Annotated in this window: 17 protein-coding genes and 7 tRNA genes; 9 read left to right on the top strand and 15 right to left on the bottom strand. The window is 55.1% G+C overall.

Translation table 11 applies throughout. The features are described 5' to 3' along the window. Positions 1–31 precede the first annotated feature (31 nt). On the top strand, positions 32–850 hold the full coding sequence (locus ACLGE8_RS06700; RefSeq protein WP_410997399.1) for a pyridoxal phosphatase: 819 nt from the start codon (positions 32–34) through the stop codon (positions 848–850). Here ACLGE8_RS06700 and modC read toward each other — a convergent pair whose 3' ends face one another. The 4 genes from modC to ACLGE8_RS06720 form a co-directional block, all read right to left on the bottom strand. Then, positions 851–1,909, bottom strand: a complete 1,059-nt coding sequence (gene modC / locus ACLGE8_RS06705; RefSeq protein WP_410997401.1) for a molybdenum ABC transporter ATP-binding protein ModC — start codon at positions 1,907–1,909, stop codon at positions 851–853. A gap of 2 nt (positions 1,910–1,911) precedes the next feature. Continuing rightward, a complete protein-coding gene (gene modB, locus ACLGE8_RS06710) occupies positions 1,912–2,601 on the bottom strand; it encodes a molybdate ABC transporter permease subunit (protein WP_410997403.1) in 690 nt (229 codons plus the stop codon). Further along, entirely contained in the window at positions 2,601–3,374 is a 774-nt protein-coding gene (modA, locus tag ACLGE8_RS06715; protein ID WP_220438420.1) for a molybdate ABC transporter substrate-binding protein, read from the bottom strand. The genes modB and modA overlap by 1 nt, the downstream gene beginning before the upstream one ends. 176 nt (positions 3,375–3,550) lie before the next feature. Beyond that, the gene (locus ACLGE8_RS06720; protein WP_185666726.1) at positions 3,551–3,700 is read right to left on the bottom strand and encodes an AcrZ family multidrug efflux pump-associated protein; all 150 of its coding nucleotides are present in this window, start codon (positions 3,698–3,700) and stop codon (positions 3,551–3,553) included. 130 nt (positions 3,701–3,830) lie between these two features. Here ACLGE8_RS06720 and modE point away from each other — a divergent pair, with 130 nt between their 5' ends. From modE to gpmA, 7 genes are all read left to right on the top strand, one after another. Next, positions 3,831–4,619 carry a molybdenum-dependent transcriptional regulator gene (gene modE / locus ACLGE8_RS06725; protein ID WP_410997404.1) on the top strand — a complete coding sequence of 263 codons (789 nt, stop codon included), beginning with the start codon at positions 3,831–3,833 and terminating at the stop codon, positions 4,617–4,619. 67 nt (positions 4,620–4,686) lie between these two features. Then, the gene (modF, locus tag ACLGE8_RS06730) at positions 4,687–6,165 is read left to right on the top strand and encodes a molybdate ABC transporter ATP-binding protein ModF (RefSeq protein ID WP_410997405.1); all 1,479 of its coding nucleotides are present in this window, start codon (positions 4,687–4,689) and stop codon (positions 6,163–6,165) included. Positions 6,166–6,437: 272 nt separating this feature from the next. Beyond that, positions 6,438–7,454: a UDP-glucose 4-epimerase GalE gene (gene galE / locus ACLGE8_RS06735; protein WP_410997406.1), complete on the top strand. Its 1,017-nt coding sequence runs from the start codon at positions 6,438–6,440 to the stop codon at positions 7,452–7,454. Positions 7,455–7,464: 10 nt separating this feature from the next. Next, positions 7,465–8,511 (top strand): galactose-1-phosphate uridylyltransferase, encoded by a 1,047-nt coding sequence (gene galT / locus ACLGE8_RS06740; protein WP_410997407.1) that lies wholly within the window; start codon positions 7,465–7,467, stop codon positions 8,509–8,511. A gap of 2 nt (positions 8,512–8,513) precedes the next feature. Further along, positions 8,514–9,662: a galactokinase gene (gene galK, locus ACLGE8_RS06745; RefSeq protein ID WP_410997408.1), complete on the top strand. Its 1,149-nt coding sequence runs from the start codon at positions 8,514–8,516 to the stop codon at positions 9,660–9,662. Next, positions 9,656–10,696, top strand: a complete 1,041-nt coding sequence (gene galM, locus ACLGE8_RS06750; RefSeq protein ID WP_410997409.1) for a galactose-1-epimerase — start codon at positions 9,656–9,658, stop codon at positions 10,694–10,696. Before galK ends, galM begins: the two co-directional genes overlap by 7 nt. A 286-nt stretch (positions 10,697–10,982) precedes the next feature. Then, a complete protein-coding gene (gene gpmA / locus ACLGE8_RS06755; RefSeq protein ID WP_035892201.1) occupies positions 10,983–11,735 on the top strand; it encodes a 2,3-diphosphoglycerate-dependent phosphoglycerate mutase in 753 nt (250 codons plus the stop codon). A gap of 142 nt (positions 11,736–11,877) precedes the next feature. Here the strand turns inward: gpmA and aroG are convergent, their stop codons facing one another. Then, positions 11,878–12,930: a 3-deoxy-7-phosphoheptulonate synthase AroG gene (aroG, locus tag ACLGE8_RS06760; protein WP_410997410.1), complete on the bottom strand. Its 1,053-nt coding sequence runs from the start codon at positions 12,928–12,930 to the stop codon at positions 11,878–11,880. A 333-nt stretch (positions 12,931–13,263) separates the two neighbouring features. Here aroG and zitB point away from each other — a divergent pair, with 333 nt between their 5' ends. After that, entirely contained in the window at positions 13,264–14,208 is a 945-nt protein-coding gene (zitB, locus tag ACLGE8_RS06765; RefSeq protein ID WP_410997411.1) for a CDF family zinc transporter ZitB, read from the top strand. Here the strand turns inward: zitB and pnuC are convergent. The 10 genes from pnuC to cpoB form a co-directional block, all read right to left on the bottom strand. Continuing rightward, entirely contained in the window at positions 14,205–14,924 is a 720-nt protein-coding gene (gene pnuC / locus ACLGE8_RS06770; RefSeq protein WP_410997413.1) for a nicotinamide riboside transporter PnuC, read from the bottom strand. The genes zitB and pnuC overlap by 4 nt on opposite strands. A gap of 23 nt (positions 14,925–14,947) precedes the next feature. Continuing rightward, the gene (nadA, locus tag ACLGE8_RS06775; RefSeq protein ID WP_410997538.1) at positions 14,948–15,991 is read right to left on the bottom strand and encodes a quinolinate synthase NadA; all 1,044 of its coding nucleotides are present in this window, start codon (positions 15,989–15,991) and stop codon (positions 14,948–14,950) included. Positions 15,992–16,273: 282 nt separating this feature from the next. Further along, positions 16,274–16,349 (bottom strand) — tRNA-Lys (locus ACLGE8_RS06780). 35 nt (positions 16,350–16,384) lie between these two features. Beyond that, a tRNA-Lys gene (locus ACLGE8_RS06785) sits at positions 16,385–16,460 on the bottom strand. A 47-nt stretch (positions 16,461–16,507) separates the two neighbouring features. After that, a tRNA-Lys gene (locus ACLGE8_RS06790) sits at positions 16,508–16,583 on the bottom strand. Positions 16,584–16,586: 3 nt separating this feature from the next. After that, positions 16,587–16,662 (bottom strand) — tRNA-Val (locus ACLGE8_RS06795). Between the two features lie 51 nt (positions 16,663–16,713). Beyond that, positions 16,714–16,789: transfer RNA gene (locus ACLGE8_RS06800), tRNA-Lys, on the bottom strand. A 2-nt stretch (positions 16,790–16,791) separates the two neighbouring features. Continuing rightward, positions 16,792–16,867: transfer RNA gene (locus ACLGE8_RS06805), tRNA-Val, on the bottom strand. A gap of 26 nt (positions 16,868–16,893) precedes the next feature. Beyond that, positions 16,894–16,969 (bottom strand) — tRNA-Lys (locus ACLGE8_RS06810). A 165-nt stretch (positions 16,970–17,134) separates the two neighbouring features. Next, a complete protein-coding gene (cpoB, locus tag ACLGE8_RS06815) occupies positions 17,135–17,938 on the bottom strand; it encodes a cell division protein CpoB (RefSeq protein WP_333495007.1) in 804 nt (267 codons plus the stop codon). Positions 17,939–17,941: the final 3 nt, after the last annotated feature.

Here is a 17,941-nt window from a genome sequence, read left to right on the forward strand (position 1 = left end):
GCGAATTTTCTCTTTAACTCGAGACAACACTATGACTGCACGTGTGATTGCCCTGGATCTGGACGGAACGCTCCTGACGCCAAAGAAAACTCTGCTTCCCTCTTCACTTGAAGCGCTGAATCGTGCCAGAGCGGCTGGCTATCAATTAATGATTGTTACCGGTCGACATCACGTTGCCATTCATCCTTTTTATCAGGCACTGGCGTTAGATACACCTGCAATTTGTTGTAATGGTACTTATCTTTATGATTATCAAAATAAAAAAGTACTGACCGCCGACCCAATGCCGGTCGAAAAAGCCCAACAACTGATTACGCTGCTGGATGAACATCAGGTGCATGGCCTGATGTACGTCGACGATACCATGATGTATCAGTACCCAACCGGCCACGTGGTACGCACCAGCAACTGGGCGCAGAGCCTGCCGGAAGCCCAGCGCCCATCGTTCACCCAGGTTGATTCACTGTCGCAGGCCGCTCACGAAGTGGAGAACGTCTGGAAGTTTGCGCTGACCGACGAAAATGGGCAGAAGCTGCGCGAATTCGCCGAGCATGTCGAAAAAACGCTGCAGCTGGAGTGCGAATGGTCGTGGCACGATCAGGTTGATATCGCCCGTCAGGGGAACAGCAAAGGCAAACGCCTGACCCAGTTTATCACCGACCAGGGCTGGTCGATGCAGGACGTAGTGGCGTTTGGCGATAACTTTAATGATATCAGTATGCTGGAAGCTGCCGGAACCGGCGTGGCGATGGGCAATGCCGATGACGCGGTAAAAGCCCGCGCCAACGTGGTGATTGGCGACAACACCACCGATGCCATCGCCGACTACATCAATAAACACCTGCTGTAATCAGGCGGTGATCGACACGCTTTTCACCTGAGCATAGAGCCACAGGCCTGGTTTAATCGCCAGGTCATCGCGAGCCCACGGGCTGACGCGCGCCCACAGCGTGCGTCCGCTAACGTCCAGCTGTACTTCCACCTGCCCGTTATCGTCGTAGCACTGCACCACTTTCGCGTGCAGCACGTTACGGATACTGGTGTGTAACGATGGTTGCAGCACCAGCGACACATCGGTGGCCTGTATACGCACCCGCACCGCGCTCTGCAGCGGCTTATCCAGCTTATTGACCCAGATATGCTGGTCGCCCAGCGCTAGCGCGGTCATGGCGTAATGCGGATGATGCTCTAGCACCGTCACGCGCAGAATGCTGCTCTGCTGATCCTGCGGCAGCCACGGGTGCATCACGCTGCTGCCCCATACCTCTTCCAGAGGGCCAAAGGCTTTCACCTTGCCGTTTTCCAGCACCAGCACGTTATCCGCCAGATGGAGAATTTCATCCAGCGAGTGGCTAACGTAGAGCATCGGAATATTAATTTCCCGCGCCAGGCGCTGCAGATAAGGCAGCAGCTCACGTTTACGTGGGATATCAAGCGAGGCCAGCGGTTCATCAAGCAGCAGCAACTCAGGGGCGGTTAGCAACGCACGGCCAATCGCCACGCGCTGTTTTTCACCGCCGGAGAGACTGCCCGGCAGCCTATCGAGCAGAGGTTCAATACCCAGCAGCGCCACCAGTTTATCGAACTGGTCGGCCATGCTTTTCGCCATACCGTAACGCAGATTGCCGCGCACCTTGTAGTGCGGGAACAGCCGCGCATCCTGGAACACGTAACCGACGCGGCGTTTTTCCGGCGCCAGGCAGACGCCCTGTTCCGCATCGTTCAGCACGCGACCATTGAGCACAATGCGCCCCTGCTGCGGCTTGGTCAGGCCGCTGATGGCGTTAATCAGCGAGGTTTTTCCCGCCCCGGAGACGCCAAATACGGCGGTGATACCGGAAGCCGGCAGCGATTCATCAATTTGCAGACAGTGCGTACCGAGCGTCTGGCTAAAATTCAGCTCCAGCATGGTTACGCCCCCATCCGACGACGGCTAATGCTGGCCAGCCATTCAGAGATCATCAGGGAAATCAGCGCCAGTACGATGGAAATCAGACACAGACGCGCCGCCGCGCTTTCGCCGCCAGGAGTCTGGATCAGGGTATACATCGCGGAAGGAATGGTGCGGGTTTCACCAGGAATATTGGATACGAAGGTAATGGTCGCGCCAAACTCACCAAGCGAACGGGCAAAGGCCAGAACGGTGCCGACGATAATACCGGGCAGCATCAGCGGTAGCGTTATGGTGCAAAACACTCGCCAGCGCCCTGCGCCGAGCGTACGAGCCGCTTGCTCCAGCTTGACGTCTACCCCTTCCAGCGCCAGGCGGATGGCGCGAACCATCAGCGGGAACGACATCACCGCTGCGGCAATCACCGCGCCGCGCCAGCTAAACGCGAAGGTCAGGCCGAACCAATCATACAGCCAGGAGCCGATTAACCCTCGACGCCCCAGCGCAATCAACAGCAGGTACCCCACCACTACCGGCGGCAGCACCAGCGGCAGATGAATAAGACCATCGAGCAGCGCTTTACCGGGGAAGCTGCGGCGGACCAGCAGCCAGGCGAAGAAGATCCCAAACGGCAAACTCAACACCACGGCCAGGGATGACACTTTAAGGCTCAGCAGAACCGCCTGCCATTCGGGATCGGTCAATATCATTAGTGCGTAGTAAATCCGTAACGTTTAAAGATTTCGGATGCCTGCGGCCCTTTCAGGTAGTCGTAGAATGCCGAGACGGTTGCGTTTTTATGGCCATCGATAATGGCAATTGGGTATTCCACTTTCTTGTGCGAGTCTTCCGGGAAGGTGCCAACCACTTTAACACCTTTGCTTGCGACTGCGTCGGAACCGTAAACGATACCCAGCGGGGCTTCATTACGTTCAACCAGCGCCAGCGCACCGCGCACGTCTTCAGCCGGAGCCAGTTTCGGTGACAGGGTGTCCCATGCGCCCAGCTTCTGCAGCGCTTCTTTCGCATAGATGCCCGCCGGTACGTGGTCCGGGTCGCCAACCGCCAGACGGCCGCCTTTCAGCAGGCTGGTCCAGTTGGTTTTCGCATCAATGGTGATGTCGCCCTGTGCGCTAGCTTTTGGCGCCACGACGACCAGGCTATTGCCCAGCAGGGTTTCACGAGACGCGGTGTCGATGGCTTTCTTATCTACCGCGTAGTCCATCCATTTCTGGTCTGCGGAGATAAACAGGTCAGCCGGGGCGCCAGCTTCAATCTGGCGGGCCAGAGTAGAAGAGGAAGCAAAGGAAGAAACCACATCAACGTTCTTCTCTTTTTTATACTCTTTCGCGATATCCTGCATTGCGTTGGTCAGCGATGCTGCCGCAAATACGGTGATTTTGCTTTCGTCCGCCAGCGCGTGACCTGCAACGGAAAGCGTTAAAGTCGCTCCTGCAAACAAACGTAACCATGAACCTGTCATTTGAAACTCCTGTGTGTGCCGTTGTATATCGAAAAATACAGCGCAGAGTATAGGGGCTTTCTTAGATTAATGCATTACAGATACATGAATTATTGCTGTGTTTACGGGGTGTTATCGGCAGGAGTGTGAAGAACTTCATAGCAAAACGCCCGGTTAAACCGGGCGTTTGGGGGAAATCAGTGATTTTGCTGGTTGCCGTTTTTATGACCGACACCGGAGAAAATGTTAAACACTTCACCCAGACCGTAAATTAACCCCAGGATGATAGCCATCACTACGGGTACCATGATTACGGCAAAAACCAGACTTTTCAACAGCTCTAACATGGTTTACTCCAGACATTGTGATGCGGTTATTGTAACCGGATATCGCAGAAATACACTCCCTTTTGTGCGGTGTGCTTTCCGCTTGCTAACATTTGGGTCAAAATACCCTTTTTATTGCCAGGATACTCTTATGCAGGCTGAAATCCTTCTTACCCTCAAGCTCCAGCAGCGCCTGTTCGCCGATCCGCGCCGCATTTCACTCCTCAAACAAATAGCACAGACCGGCTCCATCAGCCAGGGAGCAAAAAATGCGGGCATCAGTTATAAGAGCGCATGGGATGCAATTAATGAAATGAACCAGCTTAGCGAGCAATCGCTGGTTGACCGGGCGACTGGCGGCAAAGGCGGCGGCGGCGCGGTGCTCACCCGCTACGGTCAGCGCCTGATTCAACTCTACGACCTGTTGGCGCAGATCCAGCAAAAAGCCTTTGATGTGCTGAGCGACGACGATGCGCTGCCGTTAGACAGCCTGCTCGCCGCCATTTCGCGCTTCTCCCTGCAAACCAGCGCCCGCAACCAGTGGTTTGGTACGGTGACCCAACGCGACCACCAGCAGGTGCAACAGCACGTGGATATTCTGCTGGCCGACGGCAGTACGCGCCTCAAAGTTGCCATCACAGCCCAGAGCGGCGAGCGTTTAGGGCTGGATGAAGGCAAAGAGGTGCTGGTATTGCTGAAAGCGCCGTGGGTCAGCGTCACCCGCGATCCGCAGGTTGCCGCAGCGGCAGACAACCAGCTTGCGTGCCGTATCAGCCATATCCAACGTGGCGAAGAGCAGTGCGAAGTGCTGATGGCGCTGCCGGATGGGCAGACACTTTGTGCGACTCTGCCGCTGGCTGAGGCCGCAGGGCTGGAAGAAGGTGCTGACGTCACAGCATTCTTTAACGCCGATCGCATCATTCTTGCCACGTTGTGCTGATGGCATTGACTTTGCGCTGAGGAAGACGTATCCCTGATGCATAATGCTGCAAAAAACGGGATACATCATGTCATCATTGCAAATTTCGCAAGGCACGTTTCGTCTTAGCGACACAAAAACATTAAAAGTTGAGCATCTGACGCTGCATGCCGGGGAGAGCTGGGCTTTTGTCGGCAGCAACGGCAGCGGCAAATCGGCGCTGGCCCGCGCGCTGGCAGGCGAGCTGCCGCTGCTTTCTGGCAGCCGTGACGCTACCTTCACCCGCATTGCTCGCCTCTCCTTCGAGCAGTTGCAAAAGCTGGTCAGCGACGAGTGGCAGCGCAACAACACCGATATGCTGAGCGCTGACGAAGACGATACCGGGCGTACCACCGAGCAAATCATCCAGGATGAAGTGAAAGACGCGGCCTTGTGTGCTCGGCTTGCCGCGCAGTTTGGCATCAGTCATCTTCTGGATCGCCGCTTTAAATACCTCTCCACCGGTGAAACCCGTAAAACTCTGCTCTGTCAGGCGCTGATGGCGCAGCCGGATCTGTTGATCCTTGATGAGCCCTTTGACGGCCTGGACGTGGCCTCTCGCCGCCAGCTCGCGGAACATCTGGCAGAGTTGCATAAAGCGTGTTATACGCTGGTGCTGGTACTTAACCGTTTTGATGATATTCCTGAGTTTGTACCGTTTGCCGGAGTACTGGCCGACTGTACCCTGACGGAAACCGGTGAAAAAAAAGCGCTGCTTGCGCAAACGCTGATTGCGCAACTGGCACACAGCGAAAAACTCTCCGGCATGACCCTGCCAGAGCCAGATGCGCCGTCCGCGCGGTTGTCCATTGCCGACGATCTACCGCGCATCGTGCTGAACGACGGCGTGGTCTCCTATAACGATCGCGCGATCATCGACCATTTAAGCTGGACGGTCGCCCCAGACGAACACTGGCAAATTGTCGGCCCGAATGGCGCGGGTAAATCAACGCTGCTGAGCCTGGTCACCGGCGATCATCCGCAGGGCTACAGCAACGATCTGACGCTGTTTGGTCGCCGTCGCGGCAGTGGTGAAACCATCTGGGATATTAAAAAACATATCGGCTACGTCAGCAGCAGCCTGCATCTGGATTACCGGGTGAGCACCACACTGCGCAACGTGATCCTCTCTGGCTACTTCGACTCCATCGGCATTTATCAGGCGGTTTCGGATAAACAGCGCAAGCTGGTCGATAAGTGGCTGCAAATCCTCGGCATGGACCCGCACACCGCCGACGCGCCGTTCCACAGCCTTTCCTGGGGGCAACAGCGGCTAGCGCTGATCGTGCGCGCGCTGGTGAAGCACCCGACGCTGCTGATTCTCGATGAACCGCTGCAAGGGCTGGACCCGCTTAACCGCCAGGTGGTTCGCCGCTTTGTGGACGTGCTGATTAGCGAAGGTAAAACGCAGTTACTGTTCGTATCGCACCATGCGGAAGACGCGCCGGAGTGCATCACCCATCGGCTTGAGTTTGTTGCTGACGGCGATAGTTATCGTTACGAAGTTGGACCCATCACTATTGCCTGATAGCGCTTCGCTTATCAGGCCTACTCTCGGAATGTAGCCCGGCCAGGCAAAGCGCCGCCGGGTTTACACAACATGCCCCCCATTATCACCTCACCTTTTTCAGACTTTTTTCACCCCACTCCGCTAACCCCTTTGATTTATAATGCAATCTGCTCAGGTTATTGCACTAATTCAAGTAGTGTAAGCGATTCCACTAATTTAGCCCATGTCACACTTTTGGCTTCTCTGTTATGCTAAGGTTATTCCATGCCATAAGCTTAACGGAGCTAAAAATGAAAGTATTGGTTACAGGTGGTAGCGGTTACATTGGAAGCCACACATGTGTGCAACTGCTGCAACAGGGCCACGATGTCGTCATCCTCGATAACCTGTGCAACAGCAAGCACAGCGTTGTACCGGTCATTGCCCGCCTGGGCGGCAAACAGCCGAGCTTCGTCGAAGGCGATATTCGTAACGAAGCGCTGATGGTTGAGATCCTCAAGGAACACGCCATTGAAGCGGTGATTCACTTCGCGGGCCTGAAAGCCGTGGGCGAGTCCGTGCAAAAGCCGCTGGAGTACTATGACAACAACGTCAACGGTACCCTGCGTCTGGTTGCCGCCATGCGCACTGCCAACGTCAAAAACTTCATCTTCAGCTCCTCCGCAACCGTCTATGGCGATCAGCCGAAAATCCCTTACGTCGAAAGCTTCCCAACCGGTACACCGCAAAGCCCGTATGGCAAGAGCAAACTGATGGTTGAACAGATCCTGACCGACCTGCAAAAAGCGCAGCCGGAGTGGAGCATTGCGCTGCTGCGCTATTTCAACCCAGTAGGCGCGCATCAGTCGGGCGATATGGGTGAAGACCCGCAGGGCATCCCGAACAACCTGATGCCGTATATTGCGCAGGTTGCCGTGGGCCGCCGCGAATCGCTGGCCATCTTCGGTAATGACTACCCAACGCCTGACGGTACCGGCGTGCGCGACTACATCCACGTGATGGATCTCGCTGACGGCCACGTTGCCGCGATGGAAAAACTGGCGAACAAAGCCGGCGTGCATATTTACAACCTGGGCGCAGGCGTCGGCAGCAGCGTGCTGGACGTGGTCAACGCGTTCAGCAAAGCCTGTGGCAAACCGATTAACTACCATTTTGCTCCACGTCGCGATGGCGATCTCCCCGCTTACTGGGCCGATGCAACCAAAGCCGACAAAGAGCTGAACTGGCGCGTAACCCGTAACCTTGACGAAATGGCGCAGGACACCTGGAACTGGCAGTCCCGTCATCCTCAGGGATATCCAGACTAAGGATTTTGTCATGACGCAATTTAACCCCGTCGACCATCCACACCGCCGTTTTAATCCGTTAACCGGCCAGTGGATCCTTGTATCACCGCATCGTGCAAAGCGCCCATGGCAAGGGGCGCAAGAGACACCAGCAAAACAGACGCTGCCCGCGCACGATCCGGATTGTTTTTTATGCCCGGGTAATACTCGGGTGACGGGCGATAAAAACCCCGACTACACCAGCACATATGTTTTTACCAATGACTTTGCCGCGCTGATGACCGACACGCCGGACGCGCCGGAAAGCGACGATCCTCTGATGCGCTGTCAAAGCGCGCGCGGTACCAGCCGGGTGATTTGCTTCTCGCCTGATCACAGCAAAACGCTGCCGGAACTGAGCGTCGATGCACTGAAAGCCGTGGTGAAAACCTGGCAAGAGCAAACCGCTGAGCTCGGCCAGCAGTATCCGTGGGTACAGGTGTTCGAAAACAAAGGCGCGGCGATGGGCTGCTCCAACCCGCACCCGCACGGACAGGTCTGGGCTAACAGCTTCCTGCCGAACGAAATCGAGCGTGAAGACCGCCTGATGCGCGAGTACTACGCCGAGCAGAAATCGCCAATGCTGGTCGACTACGTTAACCGTGAGCTGGCTGATGGCAGCCGTACCGTAGTAGAAACCGAGCACTGGCTGGCGGTGGTACCGTACTGGGCGGCGTGGCCGTTCGAAACGCTGCTGCTACCAAAAGCGCACGTGCTGCGGATTACCGATTTAACCAAGGCCCAGCGCGACGATTTAGCGCTGGCGCTGAAAAAACTGACCAGCCGTTACGACAACCTGTTCCAGTGCTCCTTCCCCTACTCTATGGGCTGGCACGGCGCACCGTTTAACGGCGAAGAAAACGCACACTGGCAGCTGCATGCTCATTTCTATCCGCCGCTGCTGCGCTCCGCTACCGTGCGCAAATTTATGGTTGGTTATGAAATGCTGGCAGAAACCCAGCGCGACCTGACGGCAGAACAAGCGGCTGAGCGCCTGCGTGCGGTCAGCGACATCCACTTTCGCGAGTCCGGAGAATAACAATGAGTCTGAAAGATAAAACCCAAACCCTGTTCGCTGATAAATTCGGCTACCCTGCTACCCACGTCATTCAGGCTCCGGGCCGCGTTAACCTGATTGGTGAACACACCGACTACAACGACGGTTTCGTTCTGCCATGCGCCATTGATTACCAGACGGTGATCAGCTGCTCGCCGCGTGATGACCGCCTGGTTCGGGTGATTGCAGCCGACTACAATAACCAAAGCGACGAGTTCTCTCTCGATGCGCCGATTGTGAGTCACGATACCCAGCAGTGGTCCAACTATGTGCGCGGCGTGGTGAAGCATCTGCAAAAACGCAATAACGCCTTTGGCGGCGCAGACCTTGTTATCAGCGGCAACGTGCCGCAGGGTGCGGGCCTGAGCTCATCGGCATCTCTGGAAGTCGCGGTCGGTACCGTCTTCCAGCAGCTGTATCATCTGCCGCTGGATGGCGCACAGATTGCGCTGAACGGTCAGGAAGCGGAAAACCAGTTTGTCGGCTGTAACTGCGGCATTATGGACCAGCTGATCTCCGCGCTCGGCAAGAAAGATCACGCGCTGCTGATCGACTGTCGTTCGCTTGGCACCAAAGCCGTCTCCATGCCGGAAGGCGTCGCGGTGGTGATCATCAACAGCAACTTTAAACGCACTCTGGTCGGCAGCGAGTACAACACCCGCCGCGAGCAGTGTGAAACCGGTGCGCGCTTCTTCCAGCGCCCGGCGCTGCGTGACGTGACCATCAATGAATTCAACGCCGTGGCCCACGAACTGGACCCAATTGTCGCGAAGCGCGTACGTCACGTGCTGACCGAGAACGCGCGTACCGTTGAAGCCGCGGCGGCGCTGGAAAAAGGCGATCTGCTGCGCATGGGCCAGTTGATGGCAGAATCCCACGCTTCCATGCGTGATGATTTCGAAATCACCGTGCCGCAAATTGATACGCTGGTTGAGATCGTGAAAGCGACCATCGGCGACCAGGGCGGCGTGCGCATGACCGGTGGCGGCTTCGGCGGTTGCATCGTGGCGCTGATCCCAGAAGCACTGGTACCTGCGGTGAAACAGGCCGTGGCCGAGCAGTACGAAGCCAAAACTGGCATTAAAGAGACGTTCTACGTCTGCAAACCGTCACAAGGAGCAGGACAGTGCTAAGAGAAACGCCTGCGCTGGCCGCAGATGGCCAGCCGTATCGACTGATTACGTTACGCAACGCCAATGGCGTGGTGGTGACGTTAATGGACTGGGGCGCGACGCTGTTATCTGCGCGCATCCCAATGAAAGACGGCAGCGTGCGTGAAGCGCTGCTGGGCTGCGCTTCACCGGAGCAGTACACCGAGCAGGCGGCGTTCCTCGGCGCATCGATTGGCCGTTACGCCAACCGCATCGCCAACAGCCGCTATACGCTCGATGGGCAGACGGTTGAACTCGCGCCAAGCCAGGGCAAACACCAACTGCACGGCGGGCCAGAAGGCTTCGACAAACGTCGCTGGGCGATTGCCACGCAGAACCCAACAGAGGCCGTTTTCACCCTCACTTCGCCTGATGGCGACCAGGGATACCCGGGCGAGCTTCAGGCGACGGCTATCTATCGCCTGACCGAAGATAACCGCATCGCCATTGAGTATCGCGCAACCGTCGATAAAGCCTGTCCGGTGAATCTGACGAACCACGTCTATTTCAACCTCGACGGCGATCAGACAGATGTGCGCAACCACAAGCTCCAACTGCTGGCAGATACATATCTGCCGGTTGATGAGAGCGGGATCCCACACGATGGGCTGAAAGACGTTGCCAACACCAGCTTTGATTTCCGTGAACCGAAAAGCGTGGCGCAGGATTTCCTGAGCGACGATGACCAGAAAAAGGTGAAAGGCTACGACCACGCGTTCTTGCTGCAGGCAAAAGGCGATGCGACTCAGCCAGTCGGCTATGTCTGGTCACAGGATGAAAAACTGCGGATGACGGTCTACACCTCCGCACCGGCCATTCAGTTCTACTCCGGTAATTATCTGGACGGTACGCTGTCCCGCAGCCCGCAGCCTTACGCCGCCTGGCAAGGCCTGGCACTGGAAAGCGAGTTCCTGCCGGATAGCCCGAATCATCCAGAGTGGCCGCAGCCGGACTGCGTGCTGCGCCCAGGCGAAGAGTACGTCAGCCTGACGGAATATCAGTTTACCGCCCTCTAATCACGTGACTTACACGTAGCCCGGACGAGATGCGATAGCACCGACTCCGGGTTTTCCCCGGCGTCACTTCGCGCAACCGGGCGACTCCCTTTCTCTACCTCGTCGAAGTTTTAGCCATATCGCTGAAAATTACGTCACGCAAAGACAAAATCATAACGCCTGGTTCACATGCACCTTACACTGGGACACTATTTTCGCTATGGTTATGCATAAGCGTTGCCGTCGAGCCTATCGCGGCAATATAATGAGAATTGTTATCATTCAATAAAGCTTGAGGAGTGAGAGTATGGCTGTAACTAAGCTGGTACTGGTTCGTCACGGTGAAAGTCAGTGGAACAACGAAAACCGCTTCACCGGTTGGTACGACGTTGATCTGTCTGAGAAAGGCGTTAGCGAAGCAAAAGCGGCAGGTAAACTGCTGAAGGCTGAAGGCTTCAGCTTTGATTTTGCTTATACCTCCGTGCTGAAACGTGCCATCCACACTCTGTGGAACGTGCTGGATGAACTGGATCAGGCCTGGCTGCCGGTTGAGAAATCCTGGAAGCTGAACGAGCGTCACTACGGTGCGCTGCAGGGTCTGAACAAAGCGGAAACCGCTGAAAAATACGGTGACGAGCAGGTTAAACAGTGGCGTCGCGGCTTCGCGGTAACCCCACCAGAGCTGACCAAAGATGACGAGCGCTATCCGGGCCACGACCCGCGCTACGCGAAGCTGACCGATAAAGAGCTGCCAACCACCGAAAGCCTGGCGCTGACCATCGAACGCGTTGTCCCATACTGGAATGAAACCATTCTGCCACGCCTGAAAAGCGGTGAGCGCGTGATCATCGCGGCTCACGGTAACTCTCTGCGTGCGCTGGTGAAATACCTGGACAACATGGGCGAAGACGAGATCCTCGAACTGAACATCCCAACCGGCGTACCGCTGGTTTATGAGTTCGACGAGAACTTCAAGCCAATCAAACATTACTACCTGGGTAACGCTGACGAAATCGCTGCAAAAGCGGCGGCGGTAGCAAACCAGGGTAAAGCGAAATAATTTCGCTGACCGGTAAAAAAAAAGCGTGGAATATTCCACGCTTTTTTTATTTCTGCTGCATTCCCGGCGGCGCTTCGCTTGGCCGGGCTACTTTCTAAACGTAGCCCGAGCGAGATGCGTAGCACCGACCCCGGGGAACAAATTAACCGCGGCGTGCCTTAACCGCGTTCGCTAACTGGCGCAGGACAGTATCGGTATCTTCCCAGTTAATGCAGGCATCGGTGATGCTCTTGCCATACACCAGCGGTTCGCCGCTGTCCGGGTTCTGATTACCTTCCACCAGGTGGCTTTCAATCATCACGCCCATAATGGCTTTCTCGCCGTTGGCAATCTGGTTGCAAACATCAGTGCCAACTTCCATCTGCTTTTTGAACTGCTTGCTGGAGTTAGCGTGGCTGAAATCAATCATGATTTGCGCCGGCAGACCTGCTTTCGCCAGACCCTCTTTCACCGCGGCCACGTGGGAGGCGCTATAGTTTGGCTCTTTACCGCCGCGCAGGATGATATGGCAATCGCCGTTACCGCTGGTGTTCACAATCGCTGAGTGGCCCCATTTGGTCACGGACAGGAAACAGTGCGGCGCACCGGCAGCATTGATGGCATCAATGGCCACTTTAATGGTGCCATCGGTACCGTTTTTGAAACCAACCGGGCAAGACAGACCAGACGCCAGCTCGCGGTGAACCTGAGATTCGGTGGTACGCGCACCGATCGCGCCCCAGCTCATGAGATCTGCCAGGTACTGCGGGGTGATCATATCCAGGAACTCGCCCGCCGCTGGCAGGCCGCTGTCGTTAATATCGAGCAGCAGCTTACGTGCGATACGCAGGCCGTCGTTAATCTGGAAGCTGTTATCCATATGCGGATCGTTAATCAGCCCTTTCCAGCCAACGGTGGTCCGCGGCTTTTCAAAATAGACGCGCATGACGATTTCCAGCTCGCCCTGCAGTTCCTCACGAATTTTCAGCAGGCGCTGTGCATACTCTTTGGCAGCAGCCGGATCGTGAATCGAGCAAGGACCAATCACGACCAGTAGACGATCGTCATCCCCTTTCAGGATCTGATGGATCGCCTTACGGGCATGAGACACCGTATTGGCGGCATTTTCAGTGGCTGGGAATTTTTCAAGGAGTGCTACAGGAGGTAATAACTCGTTGATCTCTTTAATGCGTAAATCGTCGTTCTGATAATTCATGACTGTTCCAGTGTTGCCATACTTATACAATTGAGTGCAATCCCTTCAATCTATATCGTCAGCCAAAAAGTGTAAACTGGCTTTTACACTTTAGCCGGATAATAACTAAAAAAACCCTACAATTTAGAATTTAATAGCACCTAATAGGCGTTTCAACGGCAATTATCAAATTAATAAACTGCAAATTAATTTAAAAACAATATATTTCAATATCACATATCGCATCAGACGCTATTTTTGCCCGTGGGATTTCGTTGCGTATTTCTGTGCGGAAAAAGAAAAGATCTGCAATGATGTCAGATAGTCACACTCAAATAGGGAAGGATGAGCGTCATGGCGCATAGGCATGATTCACACTCGCACAGTACGCAGAATGATGGCAACGCCCATCGTTTATTGCTGGCTTTTGGGGTAACCGCTGGTTTTATGGTCGTCGAGGCGATTGGCGGGATTGTCTCCGGGTCGCTGGCGCTGCTCGCCGATGCCGGGCATATGCTGACCGATTCAGCCGCGTTATTGTTCGCGCTGCTGGCAGTGCGCTTTGCCAGCCGGCCACCGAGCGGGCGTCACACCTTCGGCTGGCTGCGTCTCACCACCCTCGCCGCCTTCGTCAACGCCATCGCCCTGCTGTTTATCATCATCCTGATTGTCTGGGAGGCCGTGCAGCGCTTCTATCATCCGCAACCGGTAGCAGGCGTCACCATGATGGTCATTGCGGTCGCAGGCCTGCTGGCAAATATTCTGGCCTTCTGGATTTTGCATCGCGGTAGCGAAGAGAAAAACCTGAACGTGCGCGCAGCGGCGCTGCATGTGATGGGGGATTTACTGGGTTCAGTGGGTGCGATTGTGGCGGCAGTGGTTATCATGACCACCGGCTGGACGCCCATCGATCCGATTCTCTCGGTGCTGGTCTCCTGCCTGGTACTACGTAGCGCCTGGTCGTTGCTGAAAGAGAGTATGAACGAACTGCTGGAGGGGGCGCCGCAGTCAATCGACGTGGCGGCGTTAAAGCGTAATATGCGCCGTTCACTGCCTGAAGTGCGCGACGTGCACCATGTACACGTCTGGCTGGTCGGTGAAAAACCGCTGATGACGCTACACGTTCAGGTGGTACCGCCACACGATCATGATGCACTGCTGGATCGTATTCATCATTTTCTCGAAGAGCACTATCAAATCGATCATGCAACGGTGCAGATGGAATACCAGCCCTGTAGCGGCCCGGAATGCCACCTTAACGAGGCGCATTCCGAACACGGGCATCATTACCACCATTAATGGGACAGCGCGCGAGAACCCCGTTCACGTGCGCTATTCATCCACATCCGGCTGCCGTTGAGCGCGATGAAGGTCAGGATCAGATATTCCAGCGCCATAGCGTAAACCCCTTGCAAGGCAAAAATCGCCACGCTGATAACGTTAATGATCACCCACAGCAGCCAGTTCTCGACGTATTTGCGGGTCATCAGCACCATCGCGGCAATCGACAGCACCATCATGCTGGAGTCCCAGAACGGGAACGCATCCGGCTGCAGCGTTGGCATCACCACATTCATGCCCATTCCCTGCATCACGTTAACCGCAACCCGCGTGAGCACGGCGAAAACGGGGTCAATGTAGAGCGTCATCAGCGCAATCGCGACTACGCACGCTGCCAGCCAGCCCAGAGCCTTCGGCAATGGCAGCCAGCGGATTTGTAGCTCAGCTTCATTCTGGCTGGTCTGACGCGACCACGCGTACCAGCCGTAAAGGTTGGCCGCAAAAAAGAACAGCTGCAACAGCAGACTAGCGTAGAGCTGAATCTGGAAAAAGATGATCGCAAACAGCGTGACGTTGATCAGGCCAAACAGGTAGTTCACGATCTTTTCAAGGCTTGCCAACCAGATACAGAGCAGCCCGGCAACCGTCCCTACCGCTTCTATCCACGAGAGGTCGTAGCCTCCCGCGCCCAGCGGTATATGAACCAGAATGTTTTGCGTACTAAAGAAATCCATTTTAACTCCAGCGCGTTAGAGGTTTACCCTCGTAGTGTAGCCGCAAAATCCAGCATCCGGTTCAGCGGAACCAGTGCGCCCTGACGCAGTTGTTCATCGACGTGGATCTCATGGGCATGGCCGCCGTTCTCCAGACCTTCAGCAATGGCCTTCAGGCCGTTCATCGCCATCCACGGGCAGTGTGCACAGGTGCGGCAGGTTGCCCCTTCACCGGCGGTTGGCGCTTCGAACAGCTCTTTATCCGGCACGGCCTGCTGCATTTTGTAGAAGATACCGCGATCGGTTGCCACGATAAGCTGCTGGTGCGGCAGCGTTTTGGCGGCATTAATCAACTGGCTGGTCGAACCGACGGCATCGGCCATATCAACAATCGCCTGCGGGGACTCCGGATGTACCAGCACCGCTGCCTGCGGATACAGCGATTTCATACGGCTCAACGCCTGGGTTTTAAACTCGTCATGGACGATACACGCCCCCTGCCAGCACAGCACGTCTGCACCAGTCTGTTTTTGCACGTAACGGCCCAGATGGCGATCAGGTGCCCAGATAATTTTCTCACCCAGGCTATCGAGGTGTTCGATAAGCTCAACGGCGATACTTGAGGTCACCACCCAGTCAGCACGTGCTTTCACCGCCGCCGAGGTGTTGGCATAGACCACCACGGTGCGGTCAGGATGGGCATCGCAGAAAGCATTGAACTCGTCAATAGGACAGCCCAGGTCGAGCGAACATTCAGCATTCAGCGTCGGCATCAGAACCGTTTTTTCCGGGCTGAGAATTTTTGCGGTTTCGCCCATAAAACGGACGCCTGCCACCAGAAGCGTTGAGGCCGGGTGTTTTGCCCCGAAGCGCGCCATCTCCAATGAATCAGAAATACAGCCGCCGGTCTCTTCCGCCAGTTGTTGGATTTCGGGATCGGTGTAGTAGTGTGCCACCATGACGGCATCACGTTCTTTAAGCAACCGCTTGATTTTCTCGCGATAAAATTGCTTCTCATCGAAACTTAACGGAACAGGCTTCGTCGGGAACGGATAAATTGCGGCTTCTGGGTCAAACATCACGCTCATCATGCTTCTCGTTTTACTGGCTTAACGAAATAAACGGTTATTCGGCGAAGATTCGCCGTTACCACGGCAATATGTTTTATATGCTAAACAAGATAGCCGATTCCATGAGAAAAGTCGTGGTGAATTTTGCGCCCTTCCCCGGAGTCGGTAAGTTGCACCTCGGCCGGGCTACAGACAAACGCAACCGTAGCCCGACCGAGCATCAGCGACGCTAAAATTTAAATTAAGACAGGTATCAAATCGTAGATAGCAAAAAAGCGCCTTTAGGGCGCTTTTTTACATTGGTGGGTCGTGCAGGATTCGAACCTGCGACCAATTGATTAAAAGTCAACTGCTCTACCAACTGAGCTAACGACCCCTTGGGTAAGGGTTACTGCGTAAATCTTTTCAGGATGGTGGGGCGTGCAGGATTCGAACCTGCGACCAATTGATTAAAAGTCAACTGCTCTACCAACTGAGCTAACGCCCCATTAGGGTGCCGCCTGAAAGATTTTTTACTCGAGACCACCATTAAGATGGTGGGGCGTGCAGGATTCGAACCTGCGACCAATTGATTAAAAGTCAACTGCTCTACCAACTGAGCTAACGCCCCGAGTGGTGGGTGATGACGGGATCGAACCGCCGACCCCCTCCTTGTAAGGGAGGTGCTCTCCCAGCTGAGCTAATCACCCGATACTGCGCTGGATACTACCTACTGCTTTCACCGTGCCCACCATAAATGATGGTGGGGCGTGCAGGATTCGAACCTGCGACCAATTGATTAAAAGTCAACTGCTCTACCAACTGAGCTAACGCCCCGGTGGTGGGTGATGACGGGATCGAACCGCCGACCCCCTCCTTGTAAGGGAGGTGCTCTCCCAGCTGAGCTAATCACCCGATACTACGCTGGATACTGCTTTAAGTGGTGGGTCGTGCAGGATTCGAACCTGCGACCAATTGATTAAAAGTCAACTGCTCTACCAACTGAGCTAACGACCCACTTTTTTCGCCACTTTCAGGATGTTTGATATCCCTTGGCAACGGCGGCATATATTACTGAATTCAGAATTCAGCGCAACAAATATTTCGACAAAGATCACTTAACTGCTTATGTTTCATGCGGCAAGACCAGAAATAAAACAATTTCTGGTCTTACTTCGCGCATTACAGCCCACTAAGACGTTTTTGCGCCTGCTTTGCACCGTCAGTGCCAGGGTATTTGCTGACAACCTGCTGGTATACCGCTTTCGCTTTTGCAGTATCACCCTTGTCCTGCATGATGACCCCGACCTTAAACATGGCGTCTGCCGCCTTTGGCGACTTCGGATAGTTTTTCACCACCGACGCAAAATAGTACGCCGCATCATCTTTTTTACCCTTGTTGTAATTCAACTGGCCCAGCCAATAATTTGCGTTCGGCTGATAGGTTGAATCAGGGTATTTTTTGACGAAGTTCTGAAACGCAGCAATGGCATCATCCTGGCGAGCGTTATCCTTCACCAGGGCGATAGCCGCGTTGTAATCGGTATTGGCATCACCCGTCTGTACCGGCACACCAGAAGCTGCTGCAGGGGCATTACCGCCCGCAGATGCTGCTGGAGCCGCCGCTGCAGGCGCTGCACCGCTCTGGTCGCCCGTTGCTGGAGCCGCACTGCCGCCGCCGTTCAGGCTGTCAATCTGCAGCATAATCTGCTTTTGACGATCGACGACCTGATTCAGCTGGTACTGACTTTCCTGGATCTGTCCGCGGAGAGCGTCAATATCAGTCTGATTATCGGAGAGTTGCTGCTGGAGTTGGGTTAAAAGCTGACTGTGAGCGTTAGAAATACGCTCGAGTTGGGTGACACGGTCTTCGACCGAGCCTGAGCCGACACTACTGATTGGCGCCTGAGCAAAAGCGGCCCAAGGGGCCGCTATGCCAACCAGTAACGACAGACTCAACATGTGATGTCTGAAGTTACTGCTCATGCA

The organism is Kluyvera sp. 142486, assembly GCF_046569695.1.
Taxonomy (GTDB): Bacteria; Pseudomonadota; Gammaproteobacteria; order Enterobacterales; family Enterobacteriaceae; genus Kluyvera.